The sequence below is a fragment of the Saccharothrix algeriensis genome (genome assembly GCF_016907655.1).
In the GTDB taxonomy this organism is placed as follows: domain Bacteria; phylum Actinomycetota; class Actinomycetes; order Mycobacteriales; family Pseudonocardiaceae; genus Actinosynnema; species Actinosynnema algeriense.
In genome coordinates this window covers 6,581,732-6,599,790 of record NZ_JAFBCL010000001.1, presented here as the reverse complement: position 1 = coordinate 6,599,790, position 18,059 = coordinate 6,581,732, and the positions used below count along the sequence as shown (strand labels likewise).

Below are 18,059 nucleotides of genomic sequence, written 5' to 3'. Positions count from 1 at the left end.
TTCCCGGAGGATGGAGCCGATCCCCCGCACTCCGGAAAGGAGCAGACGTGCACCCTGACGACTACCCGGGCGACCTGCTGTGCAGGCAGGTCGTCGTCCGGCTCGCCGCCGAGTTCAGCGGAACGCTGTCGCGCAAGGTCGTGGCCGACACGGTGTTCGCGGCGCGGCGCGACCTGGACGGCCAGGTCGTGCCCGAGGCGCTGGGCGAGATGCTGCACCGCCTGGCCCACCACCGGCTGGGCGGCCTGTGCGTGCCGACGCGGACCGCATGACCGCGGCGCACGGCACGTCGACCTGCGCCCGCGCCATGCCCGCGGGCGCGGAGGTCGTGTTCGACATCGTCACGGACCTGGACAACCTGTCCTCCTGGCTGCCGCCCGGCGTGGAGGTCGAGCGGTACGGGCCCGACCTGCTGCGGCTGTGGACCCACCGCGACGAGGTGGTGGAGCGGCGGATCGCGATCGACTGGGAGCACCTGCGCGTGACGTGGGCCAGCGAGGCGACGCCGACCTACGCGGGCAGGCTGCGGGTCCTGCGCATCGCGCCGCACCGCAGCGCGGTGGACCTGCGCCTCACCGGCCCCGAGGGCCTGCCGCGCCACCGGCTCGACGAGTGGGCCGACCGGGCGCTGACCGCGCTGGCCGCCCTGGCCGGCGCCGAGCCGCGCGACGTCGCGTGGCCCGCGACCGTCCACTGACGACGCACCGGCTCACCGGAACCCCTTGTCACCCGCGGTGTTCCCGGTCTCACGCCGCGTGCGGGCCGGGCCGCCGCCCAGCGGGACGGCGTAGGCTCGCCACTCGTGAGCGAGACTGCGCAGGACGCGGAGACCGGCGGCAACCCGGAGCACGGCCGGGGCGGCACGTACTCGGTCAAGGGCAAGGAGTACACCCGCGACACCAACTACATCACCACCCGGATCACCGCCGACGGCCGTGACGGGTTCCCCGTCGAACCCGGGCGCTACCGGTTGATCGCGGCCCGCGCGTGCCCGTGGGCCAACCGCGCCATCATCGTCCGCCGCCTGCTCGGCCTGGAGGACGCGCTCCCGATGGGCCTGGTCGGGCCCACGCACGACGCCCGCTCGTGGACCTTCGACCTCGACCCCGGCGGGCGCGACCCGGTGCTGGGCATCGAACGCCTCCAGGAAGCCTACTTCCGGCGCGAGCCGGGCTACCCGCGCGGGATCACGGTGCCGGCCATCGTGGACACGACGACCGGCGCGGTGGTGACCAACGACTTCCCGCGGATCACGCTCGACCTGTCCACGCAGTGGCGCGCGCACCACCGCGAGGGCGCGCCCGACCTGCTGCCCGCCGAGCACCGCGAGGAGATCGACGCCGTCAACCGGCGGGTCTTCACCGAGGTCAACAACGGCGTGTACCGGTGCGGTTTCGCGGGCAGCCAGGAAGCCTACGACTCCGCCTACGAGCGGCTGTGGACCGCCCTGGACTGGCTGGAGGAACGGCTGGCCGACCGGCGGTACCTGGTCGGCGACACGATCACCGAGGCCGACGTGCGGCTGTTCACCACCCTCGTCCGCTTCGACCCGGTCTACCACGGGCACTTCAAGTGCAACCGCCAGAAGCTGGCCGAGCTGCCCAACCTGTGGGGCTACGCCCGGGACCTGTTCCAGACGCCCGGCTTCGGCGACACCGTGGACTTCGACCAGATCAAGCGGCACTACTACGTCGTGCACGGCGACATCAACCCCAACGGCATCGTCCCCGTCGGACCGGACCTGTCCGGGTGGGTCACCCCGCACGGGCGGGAGGCGCTCGGCGGCCGGCCGTTCGGCGAGGGCGCCCCGCCCGCGCCGGTCGACCCGCGCGAGCGGGTGGACCCGGCGCACACCCCGCTGCGCTGACGGGCCGCGGTCGAGGGGGCGCCGGCCGGCGGGCCGCCCGGCCGTCCGTCCGGTGTGGACGGACCGGCTAGCGGTCGTCCTCGGCGTCCTGGACCGACCGACCCGCGCGCAGCGAGCCGGGGTGGGCCTTGGCGGTCGGGTCGCGGCGGGTCTTGACCAGGCTGGCCACCGTCACCAGGGCCAGGATGCCGATGATCACGCCCAGGCTGACCGGGGTGGCGATCTCGGGCACGCTCGGCGAGAGGTCGACGTGCGCCCAGTGCAGGATCAGCTTCACCCCGATGAACGCCAGGATCACCGCGAGACCGGTCGACAGGTACACCAGCCGGTCGAGCAGGCCCTTCACCAGGAAGAACAGCGCGCGCAGGCCGAGCAGCGCGAACGCGTTGGCGGTGAACACGATGAACGGCTCCTCGGTCACGCCGAAGACCGCGGGGATGGAGTCCAGCGCGAACAGCAGGTCGATGCCGCCGATCGCGACGAGCACCACGACCAGCGGGGTGGCCAGGCGCCGGCCGTCCACCCTGGTCGTGAGCCGGCCGCCGTCGTACTCGGTGGACAGCGGCAGCAGGCGGCGCGCGGTGCGCACCACCGCGTTGTTCTCCACGTCCGGGTCCTCGTTGCGGTGCCGGAAGAGCTGGACGGCCGTGTAGATCAGCAGCAGGCCGAAGACCAGGAACATGAAGGAGAACAGCGACAGCAGCGTCGCGCCGAGCGCGATGAACACCGCCCGCATGAGCAGGGCGAGCACGATGCCGAAGGTCAGCACCTTGTGCTGGTGCTCCTCGGGCACCGCGAACGTGGTCATGATGATCACGAACACGAACAGGTTGTCGACCGAGAGGCTCTTCTCGACGATGTAGCCGGCGAAGTACTCGGTGCCGAACCCGCCGCCGTGGGCGAGCGTGAGCCACACCCCGAAGCCGACCGCGACCAGGATGTAGAACACCGACCACGCGGTGGCCTCGCCGAACCCGACCCGGTGCGGGCGCAGCGCGGCGACCACCAGGTCGATCGCGAGCAGCAACAGGATCAGGCCGACGGTGACCGCCCAGGTGAGGGTGTCGATCTCCAGCACCGGTGACCTCGCTTCCCGCAGGCTTGCGGGGGTCGGGGGTGCCGCAGGCCGTGGCCCGCACGGTAACCCATGCGCAGGCTTGACGCATAACGGCATACCGGACAGAACCGACGCGGGCGGCGGAGCGCCGGCCCGCGGGGATCCGGTCGGAACGGCAGGGTCGGCCCCGCAGGATCCGCGGTCGCGGTGCCCCGGGTGGGGGCCGTCGGCCGGGGCGGGCGGACGGGGCGGGCGGACGGGCTCGGCGGCCGGGTTGTCCGGGGTGGGGGTGAACTCGCACCGCTTGACCGGTCCGGGCGCGGCGGCGGGCGGGTCCACCGGCACGGGCGGACCCGCGACGGGCCGGGCGCGGCGTCCGACGCGCCCGGCGGTGCGGCCCCGCGGGCCGCCGCCCGCCTGGGATGATGTCGACCATGGTCCCGCCGAGGCCGTTCAGGGTGTACCTGAGCCACACGCCCGAACTGGATGAGTACCCCGAGGACCGCTCGTTCGCCGACGAGGTCCGGCGGGCCTGCGGGCCGGCGCCGGTCGTGTCCGGCCGGCCCGAGGAGCTGCACGCGGCCGACGCGCTGGTCGCGGTCGTGGGCTTCCGCCACGGCCCACCGGACGGGCGCTCCGGGCTGTCGACCACCGAGGCGGACTTCGAGCGGGCCGGGGTGCTGGGCCTGCCGCGCCTGGTGTTCCTGCTCGGCGAGGACACCGTCGGCCCGGCCCGGATCTTCGCCGACCCCGAGCACGGCGCACGGCAGGAGGGCTTCCGCCGCCAGTTGCGCGCCGCCTCGGCCGTCACCGCCACGGTCTCCTCGCCGGAGCAGCTTCACACGGCGGTGCGCGAAGCGCTGTCGGCGCTGCGGGCCGGATCGCCCGGCGCCGCCCGCCGGCTGTCGTCGATCCCGGCGCGCAACCCGCGGTTCACCGGCCGCGAGGACGTCCTGCAGGAGCTGGAGCACGGCCGGACCTCGCTGCTGAGCGGGCCCGCCGGCATCGGGAAGTCCGCCATCGCCGTCGAGCACGCCCACCGGGTGCGCGACCGGCTGGAGCTGGCCTGGTGGGTGTCGTGCTCGACCCCGGAGGCGGTCCCGGACGCGCTGGCGGACCTCGCCACCGCCCTGGGGGCCGACCCGGGCCGGGGTGACCCGGTCGAGGCGCTGCGCGCCGCGCTGACCGACCTCCGCGGCGACTGGTTGGTGGTGCTGGACGACGTGGTCGACCCGGCGTCGGTCACCCCCCTGCTCGGCCTCCCCGGCCGGGTGCTGATCACCAGCCGGCGGCACGACCTGCCGGGCGACCTGGTCTTCGTGCCGCCGTTCGACCCGGTCGAGTCGGTGCGCTTCCTGCGCGACCGGGCTTCGCGGGTGGACGACGAGGACGCCAGGCGGCTGGCCGGGCGGGTGGGCGGCCACCCGCTGGCCCTGGGCGTCGCGGCGGCCCACCTGGAGCGCAGCGGCGGGACCGCGCGCGACTTCCTGCGGCGGCTGGACGCCGTGGGCCGGTCCTGGCCGGGCGGGTCGTCCGGCCGGGAGGTCGCGCTGTCGACGGCGGCGGCCCTCCGGGTGGTGGTCGAGGACCTGGCGACCCGCGACCCGCTGGCCTGGCAGGTGCTCACCCTCGCCGCCTGGCTCGCGCCCGGACCCGTGCCCTACTCGCTGTTCACCGGGCACCTGGACCTGCTGCCCGACCCCGTGCGGGGGACCGCGCCGTCGCTGGCGATCGCGGAGGCCGTGGGTTCGCTGCGGCAGCTGGGGTTCGTGGAGGTGGCCGCCGGCGCGCTGACCGTGCACCGGCACTCCGCCGCGGAGCTGCGCGACTACGCCCAGCAGCGCGAGCGGCGGCCGGGGACGTGGGCCGGCACGGCGGTGCGGGTGCTGTTCGCCGCGCTGCCCGACGACCCGACCGCGGACCGGGCCTCCCGCGCGGCGTGGGAACGGGCGCTGCCGCACGTGCTGGCCGCCTGCGAGCCCCACCGACCGCTGCACGAGGTCTCCCACGAAGCCGGTCGGCTGCTGGCCGGCGCGGCGGACTACCTGACCGACGCCGGGAGGGCGGCGGAGGCGGCGCGGGTCCGGGAGCAGCGGTCGGCCCTGCTGCGCATCCACGTCGACTCGCGCGCGCGAGGACGCCTGGCCGTCCTGGAGCGGAGGTACCGCTCGGCGGTCGACTCCTTCGGCGTCGACAGCGCGGAAGCCGCCGAGGCGGCCACCGGGTACGCCGACGCGCTCCGGGACGCGGGCCACCAGGACACGGCGCTGCGGCTGCTGCGCGAAGTGGTCCACGGCGACTCGACCGCCACCCACCCCGCGCGGCTCGCCGCGGCGACCGGCCTCGCGGCGCTGCTGCGGGACGGGGGCCGACCGGCCGAGGCGCTCTCCCTGCTGTCGTCGGTCGTCGACCAGGCCGTCGAGGTGCTCGGCCCCGACGACCGGGACGCGCTGGCGGCGCAGGCCAACCTGGCCGAAGCGCTGTTCGAGCACGGGGACCGCGGCCACGCGCTGTCGCTGCTGGAGCGGGTCGTGCGGCAGAGCAGGCAGGTGCTGGGACCGGCGCACCCCCGGACGCTGCTGGCCACCGGCAGCTTCGCGGCGATGCTGGTCGAGGCGGGCGAACTGGAGCGGGCGCGGGCGGCGCACCAGGACGTGCTGCGCAAGTACCGCGGGATCCTGGGCCCCGACCACCCCGACACGCTGACCGCCGCCCTGAACCTCGCGGCGAACCTCTCCGCGCTGGGCGACGTGGACGGCGCCGTCGCCCTGGGTCGGGACACGCTCGACCGGTCCCGCGAAGTCCTCGGGGACGACCACCCGTCGACCCTCCTGGCGGCCAACAACCTCGCCGACGACTACCGGAAGCTGGGCCGGCTGGAGGAGGCGCTGGCGCTGGACGAGGACACCTCCGAGCGGTTCCGCCGGACCCTCGGCGACGACCACCCCGACACCGCGGGCTCGTTGCACAACCTCGCGCTGGACCGCGAACTGCTCGACCGGAGGCGGCGGTGAGCGGCGCGCAGGGGTGGCGCCCCCTGGGCAGGTTCCGGCCGCGCCAGACCTACACCTACGCGGCCGGCCCGCTGGTCGGCGACCACTTCGACCTGGCGCACGAGGCGGCGATCGTGGAGTCCGGGGTGCGCGAGGTCTTCACGCCGCACCAGCCCGTCAAGCCCGGTGAGGCGCTGGCCGGTCGCCGGAAGGAGGTCGGCAACCTCATCGCGGTGCTCAACACGCCCGGCCAGCACGCCCTGCTCTACGGCTCGCGCGGGGTGGGCAAGAGCTCGCTGGCCAACGCGGTGACCCACGCGTTCCTCCAGGCGACCACGGTGGAGCAGCAGTTCTTCCGCCACCGCTGCGACCACGCCGACACCTTCGAGTCGATCTTCGCCGGGCCGCTGCTCGCGGCCGGGGTGGACGTGGGGCTGGTCGAGTACACGACCCAGCGGTCGGTGACCGGCAAGGCGGAGTTCTCGCACGCGGGCCTGACGCTCGGACGCGAGCAGCAGCGGGGCGTCGAGACGACCCACCGGCCGGGCGGGGTGGTCGGGGCCGCCGAAGCGGCGCGGCGCCTGGCCCGGCTGCGGGGTTTCGTGCTGATCGACGAACTGGACGTCGTGGCGGACGGGACCACCCGCCGCAAGATCGCCGAGCTGATCAAGCACCTCAGCGACGAGGCCGCCGGGTTCAAGCTGATGCTGGTCGGGATCGCCGAGACCGCCGCCGGGCTGACCGACGCGCACCCGTCCGCGCAGCGCGCGCTGCGCGAGACCAACCTCAAGCCGATGGACGAGGAGGACCTGTCGCGGATCGTGCGCACCGGCGGCGACGCGCTGCGGCTGGAGTTCGACGAGGAGGTGGTCCGCCGGATCGCCCGGCTCAGCGCGGGTTACCCGCACTTCACGCACCTGCTGGCGCTCAAGTGCGCGGAGAACGCCATCCGGGCCGGCCGGTCGCGGATCGACCCGTCGGTGCTGCCCCTGGCCATGACGACGGCGGTCGAGGACGCCGAGGAGACGTTGCGCACCAGCTACTCCGAGAGCATCCGCTCCCAGAGCGACTCCTACCGCGCCGTCCTCGTGGCCGCCGCGTCGCTGGACGCCGACGAGTTCACCACGACGCAGCTGCGCGCGGCGCTGGGCGGGCGCGACCCGGCCGGTCCGCTGCGCCGGCTGGCGGCCGCGGACGGCCGGTCCGTCCTGCGGCGCACGGCCAGGGGGGTCTACCGCTTCACCGACCCCCGGATGCGCAGCTACATCCGCATCTTCGACCCGCTCTGAGCACCGCCGCGGCCGCCCGCGCCGGCGGCCGGGCGGCCGGTCAGACGCTGCGCAGCACCGAGACGACCACGCCCAGCACGACCGCCCGGTCACCGTCGATCACGTCGTAGTCGGGGTTGCGCGGCTCCAGGCGGACGTGGCCGTCGCTGCGCCGGTACACCTTGACGGTGGCCTCGCCGTCGATCACGGCGGCGACGACCTGGCCGGAGCGGGCCTCGTGCTGCCGCCGCACCACGACGATGTCGCCGTCGCGGATCGCGGCGTCGACCATCGAGTCGCCGCGCACCCGCAGCCCGAAGACCTCACCGCGCCCGACGAGGTCGCGGGGCAGCGTCAGCACGTCGTCCACGTGCTCCTCGGCCGCGATGGGGCTGCCCGCGGCGATGTGGCCGACCACCGGCACGCGGACCGAGTCGCCCGCGGGTTCGGCGCGTTGCCCGCCCAGGAACAGCCGCACGTCGATCGGCCGCGACAGCGACCCGCCGCGCCGCAGGAAGCCCTTCTCCTCCAGGCTCGCCAGGTGCCTGGCCACCGAGGACGTCGACCGCAGGCCGACCGCGTCGCCGATCTCCCGCGTGCCCGGCGCGTAGCCGTGCTCGACCACCCAGTCCCGGATCGCGGCCAGGATCCGCTGCTGGCGCGGCGGCAGCGCCGAGGTGTCCAGGTGCTCGAACGCGTCGAGGTCGTCGTAGGCGGTCACCCGCGGGATGATAGGGGTCGGCGCCCCGGTGGCCGCGGACCGGGCGGTCAGTCGAGCGCGTTGTCCAGCATCCCGGGCCCGAACACCTCGTAGCGGATGCGCGCGGCCGGCACGCCGCGCCGCAGCAGGCCCGCCCGGACGTGCCGCATGAACGGCACCGGGCCGCACAGGTGGGCCGTCGCGCCGGGGGGCAGCGGGATGGCGTCCACGTCGACCAGGCCGCCGCCCGGACCGCGCTCGTACCAGGTGCGCTGCTCGACGTGGGTCAGCGCGGACGCGAGCCGGTCGACCTCCGCCCGCAGCGGGTGCCGGTCGGGCGAGCGCTCGCCGTGCACGAGCACCACGTGGCGGGTGGGCTGGGTGCGGGCGAGGTGGTCGAGCATCGACGCCATGGGGGTGATCCCGATGCCCGCGCTGACCAGCAGCACCGGCGACGTGCCCGGTTCGAGGGTGTGCTCCCCGGCGGGCGGCCCCACCAGCAGGACGTGGTCGGGGTGCACGTGGTCGTGCAGGTGGCCGGACACCGCGCCGTCCGGCGCGCCGCCGACCCCGCGCACGCGCCGCACGGTGATCCGCAGCGCGTCGCCCCCCGGGGCCTGGGACAGCGAGTACTGGCGGGGCTGGCGGTGGCCGCCGGGCAGGTCCACCGCGACGGAGACGTACTGGCCGGGCGTGAAGTCCGGCACCGCGCCGCCGTCGTCGGGCACCAGGGTGAACGACACGGCGTCGACCGCCTCGTCCCGCCGCTTGGCGACCCGCCAGCGCCGCCACAGCGCGCCGGGGTCGATCCCGCCGCGCCGGTACAGGCGGGCCTCGGCGTCGACCAGCCGGCGGGCGAGCAGCTGGTAGACCTCGTCCCAGGCCGCGGCGACCCGCGGGGTCACCGCGTCGCCGAGGACCGCCGCGACCGCGCCCAGCAGGTGCCGGCCGACGACCGGGTACTGCTCGGGCCGGATGCCCAGCGACACGTGCTTGTGGGCGATGCGCTCGGCGACGGCGTCGAACGGCGCGGCGCCGGGCCCCGCGGCGTCGCGGTCGACCAGGTGCCCGGCGAACGCGACGACGGCCGAGGCCAGGGCGACCCGCTGCTGCCCACCGGCCTGGTTGCCCTCGTTGAACAGGTCCAGCAGCTCGGGGTGGGCGGCGAACAGGGACGGGTAGAACGCGCTGGTGATCTCGACGGCGTGGTCGCGCACGGCGGGCAGCGTCGCGCGCACCACCTCGGCTGAGGCAGCGGACAGCATGGGTGTGCTCCTGCGGTGGAAGGGTCGGGCGGCCGGCGCGGCGGGTCCGGCGGCGGGGAGGGCCGGGCTTCGCGCGACGCCGTCGGCGCGCGGCTGCCGGTGGTCGGGCCACCCCGCGGGGACCACTCTGCGCCGGTTCCGCGGGCCCGTGCAGAGATCAACGTCGTGCTCGCGACGGGACCTTCTCCCCTGGTCGGCGGTGACGCGGCCGGCCCGCGGGCGGCGCGGCCGGCCGCGTCACGGGAGGGTGAAGTGCGCGCGCAGCTCGTAGCGGGTGTCGGTGAGGCGGCGCAGCGTGGCGGTGCGGACCAGGCCCTGGCCGGCGCACTCGACCGACCCGCCGACCGGCACGGGCGGGCACGTCGGGCGGGAGGCGACCTGCGCCGGCAGGTCCTGGCCGAGCGCTTGGCCGGCCTGCGCCGCCGAGCCGTGCAACCGGGTCCGGAGGGTCTGCTCGTCCTCGGCGTCGAACTGCTCGACCAGCAGGCCGTCGCGGTCGAGCGGGAAGTCCCAGTGGGTCGACACCTCGGTGCGCGTGCCGGCGCTTCCCCGGTCGCCCGCCGACTCCCGCTCCGCGTAGTGGACGGCGGCCCAGCCGTAGCGGCCCGCGTCGTCGCGCAGCAGGCAGCGGTAACCGGACGGCCTGGGCTCCGCGCAGCTCGCGGTCACCTCCGCGCGCTCGGTCGCGCCGACCTCGGCGGAGATCCGCTGTTCCGCCTCCTCCCGGGTGGGGATCGGGGTGCGCAGCAGCAGCCAGAGCCCCGTGCCGATCACCACCAGGACGACGACAGCCACCAACCACCGGGGCAGGGAGCGCAACCTGGCGAGCACGGCGGGAACGCTAGCGCCCGCGACCACCCGCCGGAGGCGGTTCACGCCCGTCTCGGAGCACCGCTCAGGTTCGCTCCGGGGTCTCGTGGCGCCGGCTGATGTCGTGCAGGTCGCGCCCGCGCGTCTCGCCCGACCACAGGAACGCGACCACCGTGCACACCAGCGTGGCGCACAGGAACAGGGCGACCGGGAGCGTGGACGGGAACCGCTGCAGCAGCGCCACTCCGATGATCGGCGCGAGCGAGCCGCCGACGACGGTGGCCGACTGGTAGCCCAGCGACGCGCCCGTGTAGCGCACCTCGCTGGGGAACAGCTCGGCGAAGAACGCGGACTGCCCGCCGGTCAGCAGCCCGTGCAGGGTCAGCCCGACGACCACCGCGGCGGTCACCGCGGCGAACCGGCCGGTGTCCACCAGCGGCAGCCCGACCAGCGCCCACACCGCGACCAGCACCGCCAGCGCGATGCTGCACGGACGCCGCCCGAACCGGTCGGCGAGCATCCCGCCCACCGGTATCGCGACCACCTGGAAGACCGACGCGATGGTGACGGCCGACAGCACGGCGCCCTTGGGCAGGTGCACGACCTGCGTCAGGTAGGGGATCAGGAAGATGCTGAACGTGTAGTAGGTCGCCTTCTCCCCCACGTTCGCCAGCGCCGCGATGAGCACCGGCTCGCGGTGGTGGCGCAGCACGGTCGCGATCGGCGCGCGGGCCGGCCCGGCCGCCGACGACTCGCGGGCGGCCAGGAACACCGGCGATTCCTCCACCGCGTGCCGCAACCAGATCCCGATGACCACGAGCACCGCCGAGAGCAGGAACGGGACGCGCCAGCCCCACGCCAGGAACTCGGCGTCGGTGACGCCGAGCCCGAGCAGCGCGAGCACCCCGGTGGCGGTCATGTTGCCCAGCGGGCCGCCGGTCTGCGGCCAGCTGCTCCAGAACCCGCGCCGCGCCGCCGAACCGTGCTCGGCCACCAGCAGCACCGCGCCGCCCCACTCGCCGCCCAGCGCGAGCCCCTGCACCAGCCGCAGCAGCGTCAGCAGGACCGGCGCGGCGACGCCGATGGTGGCGTAGGACGGGATCAGGCCGATCGCGACCGTCGCGCCGCCCATCAGGACCAGGCTCAGCGACAGCGTCCGGCGACGGCCGAGCCGGTCGCCGAGGTGGCCGAACAGCACGCCGCCCAGCGGCCGGGCCAGGAAGCCCACGGCGTAGGTCACCAGCGCCGCCAGCACCCCCGTGAGCGGGTCGCCGACGGGGAAGAACACCTTGTCGAACACCAGCGCGGCGGCCGTGCCGTAGAGGAAGAAGTCGTAGAACTCGATCGTCGTGCCGGCCACGCTCGCCGCGAGGACCCTGGCGAGACCCCTCCGCTGCGGTGTGCCGGTGGCCATCCCCGCCTCCGCGGTCCGGTGATCGAGTCCGACTCCGGAACGTAGGACGGTCCGCGACGCACCGTCAAGGCCCGCCGCGGTCCGGCGCCGGGTCCCGGCGCCGGACCGCGGTCACCTCACCGCTCGGCCTCGACCAGGGCGTGGCGGCCGGCCGGGAACCCGTCGTCCTCCAGGCCGGCGCCCTCGACGTCGAGGGCGGGCAGCCACCGCAGCCACCGGGGCAGCCACCAGGCCCGCTCGCCCAGCAGGGCCAGCGCGGCGGGCACCAGGACCATGCGCACGACGAAGGCGTCCACCAGGATGCCGACCGCCAGCGCGAAGGCGATGGACTTGATCGGGCCCTCGCCGGCCGGGACGAACCCGGCGAACACCGAGAACATGATCAGCGCCGCCGCCACGACCACGGGCGCGGCCTGCCGGAAGCCGGTGACGATCGCGCCGCGCGGCGGGTCGCCGCGGTGGTGGGCCTCGTGCATCCGGGACACCAGGAAGATCTGGTAGTCCATGGCCAGGCCGAACAGGATGCCGACCATCAGGATCGGGGTGAGGCTGAGCAGCGGGCCGGTGGTGTCGAGGTTGACCGCGTCGGCCAGCCAGCCCCACTGGAACACCGCGACCGTCGCGCCGAGCGACGCGCCGATGGTGAGCAGGAAGCCGAGCACGCCGACCAGCGGCACCAGCAGGGACCGGAACACCAGGACGAGCAGGATCAGCGCCAGGCCCACGACCAGGGCGAGGTAGACCGGCATGGCCTCGTCCAGGGCCACGGCGACGTCCACGCTCACGGCGGTGGTGCCGGTGACGTAGGTCGTGGCGCCGTCGACGTCGGCCAGCCGGCCGCGCAGGTCGGTGACGAGCTGCTCGGTCGCCGCGGTGGCCGGCCCGGACTCCGGGATGACGGTGACCATGGCGGCGGTGCCCGCGGGGTTGGGCACGGCGGGCGTGACCAGGGCGACGTCGTCCAGGTCGGACAGCGACCGACCGGTCCGGTTGGCGGTCTCCACCACGCCGTCGCCCTCGAACAGGACGACCAGCGGGCCGTTGAAGCCCTCGCCGAAGCCGTCGGTGAGCAGCCGCTCCGCGCGGGCCTGGGTGGTGCCCTCGGCCGGCGGGAGGACCAGGGTGGTCTGCATCGAGGCGACGGGCACGGCGATCACGCCCAGCCCCACCACCGACAGCAGCAGCGCCGCCACCCGCCGGTGGGTGACGCCGCCGACCCAGCCGCGGAAGAAGCCCCGCTCGTGGTGCTCCGCCTGCTCGGCGCCCGGCTCGACCGGCGCGGAGCGCTGCTTGCGGGGCAGGGCGCGGCGGCCCAGGAAGCTCAGCACGGCGGGGACCAGGGTGACGGCCACGAGGACGGCCACGACGATGGTCGCGGCGGCGGCGACGCCCATCTGGGTCAGGAACGGGATGCCGACGACGGTCAGGCCCGCCAGGGCGATCACCACGGTCAGGCCGGCGGTGACGACGGCCGACCCGGCGGTGCCCACCGCCGTGCCGATGGCCTCGCCCACGTCCCGGCCGCGCCGCAGCTCCTGCCGGTAGCGGTTGATGATGAACAGGGCGTAGTCGATGCCGACGGCCAGGCCCAGCATGGCCGCCAGGATCGGCGTGGTGGACTGCAGCTCCAGGAAGCCGGTGGCGATGGTGACGCCCAGCGCGCCGATGCCCACGCCGACCGCCGCGGTGAGCATGTTCATGCCGGCGGTGACCAGCGAGCCGTAGGTGAGCGCGAGGATCACCAGGGCGACGACGACGCCGATCACCTCGGCCGCGCCGCCGACGTGCGGCGGCGCCTGGGTGGCCTCCCCGGTGGCCTCGACGGTCAGGCCGCCGGCGCGGGCGTCGGCCACCGCGTCGTCCAGGGCGGCGCGCTGCTCGTCGGTGACCTCACCGACCTCGGCGGTGTAGGTGACCGTGCTGTAGGCGACGTCCTGGTCGGCGTTCACGGTCGGGGCCGCGGGGTCGAGCGGGTTGCTCGCCGAGGCGACGCCCGGCAGCCCGCCGAGCCGGGCGACCAGCTCGCCGATCGCGGGCGCGTTCTCCGGGGTGGTCAGCTTCTGCCCCTCGGGGGCCTTGACCACCACGCGGGCGGTCGCGCCGCCGCCGGAGCCGAACTCCTCCTTGATCCGGTCCAGGGCCGTGGTCGACTCCTGCCCGGGGATGGCGAAGGAGTTGGCGGTCGTCCCGGCCAGGGTCGCCGCGCCCACCGCGGAGCCGGCCAGGACCAGCAGCCACAGCAGGACGACGACCAGCCGGCGCCGGTGCGCGCCGTAGCCGAGCCGGTAGAGCAGACGTGCCATGGGGATCAAGCCTCCACCTGGGAAGCCCCGGCACGCGGGCCGCGGTGGCCGAGCGCGTCGAGGCAGGTCGTGATGATGTGCGGGCGCCAGCCGGTCTTGTCGCCCTCGTGGTTGGCCGACAGGCTGAGCACGGCCAGTGCGCCGAGCATCCCGACGACGCGCACCAGGCGTTCCGTGCCGCCCGCGTCCGGGTCCACCTCGAACACCGAGAACACGAACTGGTCCGCGCCGTCCAGCCCGCCGTCCGCGCCCCGGCCGCCGTCGCCGGAGCCGTTGTCAGCGCTGTCGCCGGAGCCGTTGTCAGCGCTGTCGCCGGCGCCGTCGGCGCTGACGCGAGAACTGCCGTCCGCGCCGTCGTGGGCGCCGTCGCGGTCGCCGGCGCCGAGGGCGCTGATCGCGCGCGACGCCAGGGCGATCAGGCCGGGGCGGTCCAGGGCGAAGTCGACCAGCAGCTCGACCGCCCGCCGGTCCCGGGCCGGCCCGCTGGGCAGCGGCAGCACCTGCTCCAGCACCCGCCGGCTGTGCGCGCGGCCCATCTCCTGCGCGGCGTCGAACAGGGCTTCCTTGCTCGGGTAGTGGTGCAGCAACCCGGCCTTGGACAGGCCGACGGCGTCGGCCAGGTCCTTCAGCGACGTGTGCGCGAAGCCGTGCCGCGCGAACAACCCTGCCGCGCGGTCGAGGATCTGCTCGTCGACGTGTCGGCGCAGTGGTCGGACCATGGTCCTCAACGTAGCAATCGACCTACCGATCCGGTCGGCTTACCGACCGATTCGGTAGGTGCTTTCCGTCACCCGGTCGTCCCGGGAGGGTGCCCGCGCCCCCGTAGCCCAAACGGAGCAGCGCGACCGCGCCGTCGCGGGAACGCCGTCGTCCCGGTCACCCTGGGGTCCCGTGCGCGCGAGCGGCCACCTAGGCTCGTCATCCCACGCAACCGCCGCACCACGGAAGGCCGCCACCGTGTCCTCCTCGTCCTTCGAACCCCGCAGCGACGTCGACCTCAGCGTGCCGTCCGCCGCCCGCGCCTACGACTACTTCCTCGACGGCGCCCACAACTTCGCCGTCGACCGCGCGTTCGCCGACCAGGTGCTGGCCATCGCCCCCTCGGTGCCCGCGGTCACCAAGCTCAACCGGTCGTTCCTGCGCCGGGTGGTCAAGTTCTGCCTCGACCAGGGCATCCGGCAGTTCCTCGACCTCGGCTCGGGCATCCCGACCGTCGGCAACGTGCACGAGATCGCCCAGCAGGTCGACCCGGCCTCCCGCGTGGTGTACGTGGACTACGAGCCGGTCGCCTACGCCCACGCCCGGCAGCTGCTGGTGGGCAACCCGTTCGCGACCATCGTCCAGGCCGACATCCGCAACCCCTCGGCGATCCTGGACCACCCCGAGACCCGGCGGCTGATCGACTTCTCCGAGCCGGTCGCCCTGCTGATGGTCGGGGTGCTGCTGTTCATCTCCGACGAGGACCGGCCCGGCGAGCTGGTCAGGACCTACCGGCAGCACCTCGCGCCGGGCAGCTTCCTGGCCATCTCGCACATCGCCAGCGAGCAGGCGGGCCCCGAGCTGCAGGCCGAGGTGTCCCGGCTGGTGGACGCCTACGCCGCCGCCGACGAGCACGTCCACGTCCGCACCCACCGGGACGTCCTGGCCTGGTTCGACGAGGGCACGACCCTGGTCGAACCGGGCCTGGTGTGCCTGCCCGACTGGCGGCCGGACGGCGACCAGGAGGAGACCAGCGTCGCGCGCCCCCTGGGGTACGGCGGCGTCGCCCGGGTGGACCAGGCCCTGCCGTAGCGGCTCAGGCGGACGCCGCCGACCGGAGGAAGGCCGCCACCAGGTCGGGGTTCCCGGCGGGGTGGGTGTGCAGGTAGGACGCGTGCACGCCGGCCCGCACGAAGCCCTCGGCCGCCACCGCGCCGTCCGCACCGCGCCACCGCCACGCCGGCGGCGAGCCGGTCGGCGGGCTGATCGCCGTGTGGTGGAACTCGTGGCCGGTGCGGCGGGCCCCGCGCGGGCCGAGGACGGAGTCCACCGCGGCCGTCGCGTCGCGGTAGCCCAGCCGCAGCCGGCCGGTCATCCCGGCGTCGGCGTCCAGGACGCCGCACATGGGGTGGCCGTCGAGGCTGCGCACGAGGTAGAGCAGGCCGCCGCACTCGGCGTGGACGGCCCCGCCCGCGCGGGCGAACTCCAGCACGTCGCGGCGCAGCGCGGAGTTGGCCGACAGCGGCGCGGCGTGCTGCTCGGGGAAGCCGCCCGGCAGGACCAGGCCCGCGGTGCCCGGCGGCAGGCCGGTGTCGCGCAGCGGGTCCACGGTGGCGGTCCGCGCCCCGCCGGCGGCCAGCAGCTCCAGGTGCTCGGCGTAGCCGAAGGTGAACGCCGGTCCGCCCGCGACGGCGATCAGCGGCGCGCCCGCGACCGGCGCGACCTCCCGCGCCGGGTCCCAGGCGGCGGCGTCGAGCGCGGGCGCGCGGGCCAGCTCCACCACGGCGTCCAGGTCGACGTGGTCGGCGACCAGCCCGGTCATCGCGTCGAGGGCGGCGGTGGCCGCCGCGCCGTGCTCCGCGGCGGTGACCAGGCCGAGGTGCCGGGAGGGCAGCCCGACGAGGTCCGTGCGGGGCAGGCCGCCCAGCAGCGGCAGGCCCGCCTGCGCGCAGGCGGTGGCGAGGATGCGGGTGTGGCCGGGCGAGCCGACCCGGTTGGCGATCACCCCGACCAGCCGCACCTCCGGGTCGAAGGCGCGGAACCCGTGCAGCAGCGCCGCGATGCTGCGGGCCTGCCCCCAGGCGTCGACCACCAGCACGACCGGGGCGGAGAGCAGCTTCGCCACGTGCGCCGTCGAGCCGGAGTCCGAGTCGGGCGAGCGGCCGTCGAACATCCCCATGACGCCCTCGACCACGGCGATGTCCGCCCCGGCCGCGCCGTGGGCGAACAGCGGGGCGACGCGGTGCTCGCCCACCAGCACCGGGTCCAGGTTGCGGCCGGGCCGCCCGGTGGCCAGCGCGTGGTAGCCGGGGTCGATGTAGTCGGGGCCGACCTTGAACGGCGCGACGACGCGGCCCCGGGCGCGCAGCGCGGCCATCAGGCCGGTCGCCACGGTGGTCTTGCCGCTGCCGGACGAGGGCGCGGCGACGACCAGCCGGTCAACCACCGCCGGCCCCGGCGGTGCGGGCGAGGCCGGCGACCTCGCCGACGACGAACACCGCGGGCGGGCGGATCCCGTGCGCGGAGCAGTCGCCCGCCAGGGCCGCCAGGGTCGACCGCAGCACTCGCTGGGCCGGCGTCCCGCCGTCCTGCACGGCCAGGGCCGGGGTCGACGGGTCCCGGCCGCCGCCCACCAGCGCCTCGGCGATGCCGGCCAGGTGCGTGACGCCCATCAGCACGACGACCGTGCCGCGCAGGCGGGCGAGCGCCGCCCAGTCCACCAGGCTGTCGGGGTGGGTGGGCGGCAGGTGGCCGGACACCACGGTCAGCTCGTGGGTCATCCCCCGGTGGGTGACCGGGACGCCGGCCAGGGCCGGGACGGCGAGCGCGCTGCTGACCCCCGGCACCACGGTGACCGGGACGCCCGCCTCGGCGCAGGCCAGGACCTCCTCGAAGCCCCGGCCGAAGACGTACGGGTCGCCGCCCTTGAGCCGGACCACGGACCGGCCGGCCCGCGCGTGCTCGACCAGCAGCCGGTTCAGCTCGCCCTGGGCGGCGGCGCGGCCGTGGGGGATCTTGGCGGCGTCGACCACCTCGACGCCGGGGCGCAGGTCGGCCAGCAGCTCCAGCGGCGCCAGGCGGTCGACCACGACGACGTCCGCGGCGGCCAGCAGCGCCCGGCCGCGCACGGTGATCAGGTCCGGGTCGCCCGGCCCGGCGCCGACCAGCGCGACGCCACCGTCCGAAGTGGACCGTTCGGCGGCCGGGGCCGGCGCGCCGCGGAGCACCCGGCAGAACACCCGGCGGCGCTCGGCGGCCTCGGCGATGGCCGCGTCGTCGACCGGGTCGGCGGTGCCGGCGAAGGCGTACCAGACCCCGTCCAGGTCGTCTTCGCGCCAGCGCCCGGACCGCAGGTCGAGGCGGCCGGCGGCGGCCAGCGCCTCGACCGCCGGGCAGACCTCCGGGGCCACCGCGGTGATCAGGGCGCCGGCGGCGAGCAGGCGGCCGAGTTCGGGCAGCACCGGGGCGCCACCGCCGAACACGGCCACCCGGCGGTCGGCCAACAGGTCGTAGAGCACCCGGTCAGTCACGCTCCCCCCGCGCTCGTCGCGCCGACGACGGGAGCCAGGGTCGCGCACCGCGGCCGATCGGGCAACCGGCCGGCGCCGCGGGGCCTGCGGTGCCCGCGACGCGCGGGCGGGCACCCGGCGGCGGCGGCGATCCCGGCGGGGCGACGAGGGCCC

At 75.7% G+C, this 18,059-nt stretch carries 15 protein-coding genes; 6 read left to right on the top strand and 9 right to left on the bottom strand.

The annotated features are described in order from the left end of the window. The first annotated feature begins 47 nt into the window (after positions 1-47). The 3 genes from JOE68_RS29505 (at position 48) to JOE68_RS29495 (ending at position 1,867) form a co-directional block, all read left to right on the top strand. A complete protein-coding gene (locus JOE68_RS29505) occupies positions 48-272 on the top strand; it encodes a hypothetical protein (protein ID WP_204845640.1) in 225 nt (74 codons plus the stop codon). Next, complete coding sequence (locus JOE68_RS29500; RefSeq protein WP_204845639.1) at positions 269-697, top strand: SRPBCC family protein; 429 nt, start codon at positions 269-271, stop codon at positions 695-697. Before JOE68_RS29505 ends, JOE68_RS29500 begins: the two co-directional genes overlap by 4 nt. Positions 698-907: 210 nt before the next feature. Next, positions 908-1,867: a glutathione S-transferase family protein gene (locus JOE68_RS29495; RefSeq protein ID WP_307820052.1), complete on the top strand. Its 960-nt coding sequence runs from the start codon at positions 908-910 to the stop codon at positions 1,865-1,867. 67 nt (positions 1,868-1,934) lie between these two features. Here the strand turns inward: JOE68_RS29495 and JOE68_RS29490 are convergent, their stop codons facing one another. Beyond that, entirely contained in the window at positions 1,935-2,945 is a 1,011-nt protein-coding gene (locus JOE68_RS29490) for a TerC family protein (protein WP_204845637.1), read from the bottom strand. 413 nt (positions 2,946-3,358) lie between these two features. Here JOE68_RS29490 and JOE68_RS29485 point away from each other — a divergent pair, with 413 nt between their 5' ends. Together JOE68_RS29485 and JOE68_RS29480 are read left to right on the top strand one after the other, a co-directional pair. Then, on the top strand, positions 3,359-5,938 hold the full coding sequence (locus JOE68_RS29485) for a tetratricopeptide repeat protein (RefSeq protein WP_204845636.1): 2,580 nt from the start codon (positions 3,359-3,361) through the stop codon (positions 5,936-5,938). Next, positions 5,935-7,206, top strand: a complete 1,272-nt coding sequence (locus JOE68_RS29480; protein ID WP_204845635.1) for an AAA family ATPase — start codon at positions 5,935-5,937, stop codon at positions 7,204-7,206. Before JOE68_RS29485 ends, JOE68_RS29480 begins: the two co-directional genes overlap by 4 nt. 40 nt (positions 7,207-7,246) lie before the next feature. Here JOE68_RS29480 and lexA read toward each other — a convergent pair whose 3' ends face one another. From lexA to JOE68_RS31555, 6 genes are all read right to left on the bottom strand, one after another. After that, positions 7,247-7,906: a transcriptional repressor LexA gene (gene lexA, locus JOE68_RS29475; RefSeq protein ID WP_204845634.1), complete on the bottom strand. Its 660-nt coding sequence runs from the start codon at positions 7,904-7,906 to the stop codon at positions 7,247-7,249. 47 nt (positions 7,907-7,953) lie between these two features. Continuing rightward, positions 7,954-9,150, bottom strand: a complete 1,197-nt coding sequence (locus JOE68_RS29470) for a globin domain-containing protein (RefSeq protein ID WP_204845633.1) — start codon at positions 9,148-9,150, stop codon at positions 7,954-7,956. 237 nt (positions 9,151-9,387) lie between these two features. Next, the gene (locus tag JOE68_RS29465) at positions 9,388-9,981 is read right to left on the bottom strand and encodes a hypothetical protein (protein ID WP_204845632.1); all 594 of its coding nucleotides are present in this window, start codon (positions 9,979-9,981) and stop codon (positions 9,388-9,390) included. 64 nt (positions 9,982-10,045) lie between these two features. Further along, positions 10,046-11,374 carry an MFS transporter gene (locus JOE68_RS29460; protein WP_204845631.1) on the bottom strand — a complete coding sequence of 443 codons (1,329 nt, stop codon included), beginning with the start codon at positions 11,372-11,374 and terminating at the stop codon, positions 10,046-10,048. A gap of 116 nt (positions 11,375-11,490) precedes the next feature. Then, positions 11,491-13,677 carry an MMPL family transporter gene (locus tag JOE68_RS29455; protein WP_204845630.1) on the bottom strand — a complete coding sequence of 729 codons (2,187 nt, stop codon included), beginning with the start codon at positions 13,675-13,677 and terminating at the stop codon, positions 11,491-11,493. 5 nt (positions 13,678-13,682) lie between these two features. After that, complete coding sequence (locus tag JOE68_RS31555) at positions 13,683-14,396, bottom strand: TetR/AcrR family transcriptional regulator (RefSeq protein WP_239562394.1); 714 nt, start codon at positions 14,394-14,396, stop codon at positions 13,683-13,685. A gap of 238 nt (positions 14,397-14,634) precedes the next feature. Here JOE68_RS31555 and JOE68_RS29445 point away from each other — a divergent pair, with 238 nt between their 5' ends. Further along, on the top strand, positions 14,635-15,468 hold the full coding sequence (locus tag JOE68_RS29445; RefSeq protein ID WP_204845629.1) for an SAM-dependent methyltransferase: 834 nt from the start codon (positions 14,635-14,637) through the stop codon (positions 15,466-15,468). 4 nt (positions 15,469-15,472) lie between these two features. On the opposite strand, the gene JOE68_RS29440 is transcribed toward JOE68_RS29445, so the two are convergent. Together JOE68_RS29440 and cobA are read right to left on the bottom strand one after the other, a co-directional pair. Continuing rightward, positions 15,473-16,822: a cobyrinic acid a,c-diamide synthase CobB gene (locus JOE68_RS29440; protein WP_204845628.1), complete on the bottom strand. Its 1,350-nt coding sequence runs from the start codon at positions 16,820-16,822 to the stop codon at positions 15,473-15,475. After that, positions 16,815-17,906 (bottom strand): uroporphyrinogen-III C-methyltransferase, encoded by a 1,092-nt coding sequence (gene cobA, locus JOE68_RS29435; protein WP_204845627.1) that lies wholly within the window; start codon positions 17,904-17,906, stop codon positions 16,815-16,817. The genes JOE68_RS29440 and cobA overlap by 8 nt, the downstream gene beginning before the upstream one ends. Positions 17,907-18,059 lie beyond the last annotated feature (153 nt).

Excerpts from the sequence above, each read along its gene's own strand:
- JOE68_RS29500 (WP_204845639.1), top strand. The coding sequence starts at position 269 with ATGACCGCGGCGCACGGCACGTCGACCTGCGCCCGCGCCATGCCCGCG.
- JOE68_RS29485 (WP_204845636.1), top strand. The coding sequence starts at position 3,359 with ATGGTCCCGCCGAGGCCGTTCAGGGTGTACCTGAGCCACACGCCCGAA.
- JOE68_RS29470 (WP_204845633.1), bottom strand. The coding sequence starts at position 9,150 with ATGCTGTCCGCTGCCTCAGCCGAGGTGGTGCGCGCGACGCTGCCCGCC.
- JOE68_RS29460 (WP_204845631.1), bottom strand. The coding sequence starts at position 11,374 with ATGGCCACCGGCACACCGCAGCGGAGGGGTCTCGCCAGGGTCCTCGCG.
- JOE68_RS29455 (WP_204845630.1), bottom strand. The coding sequence starts at position 13,677 with ATGGCACGTCTGCTCTACCGGCTCGGCTACGGCGCGCACCGGCGCCGG.
- JOE68_RS31555 (WP_239562394.1), bottom strand. The coding sequence starts at position 14,396 with ATGGTCCGACCACTGCGCCGACACGTCGACGAGCAGATCCTCGACCGC.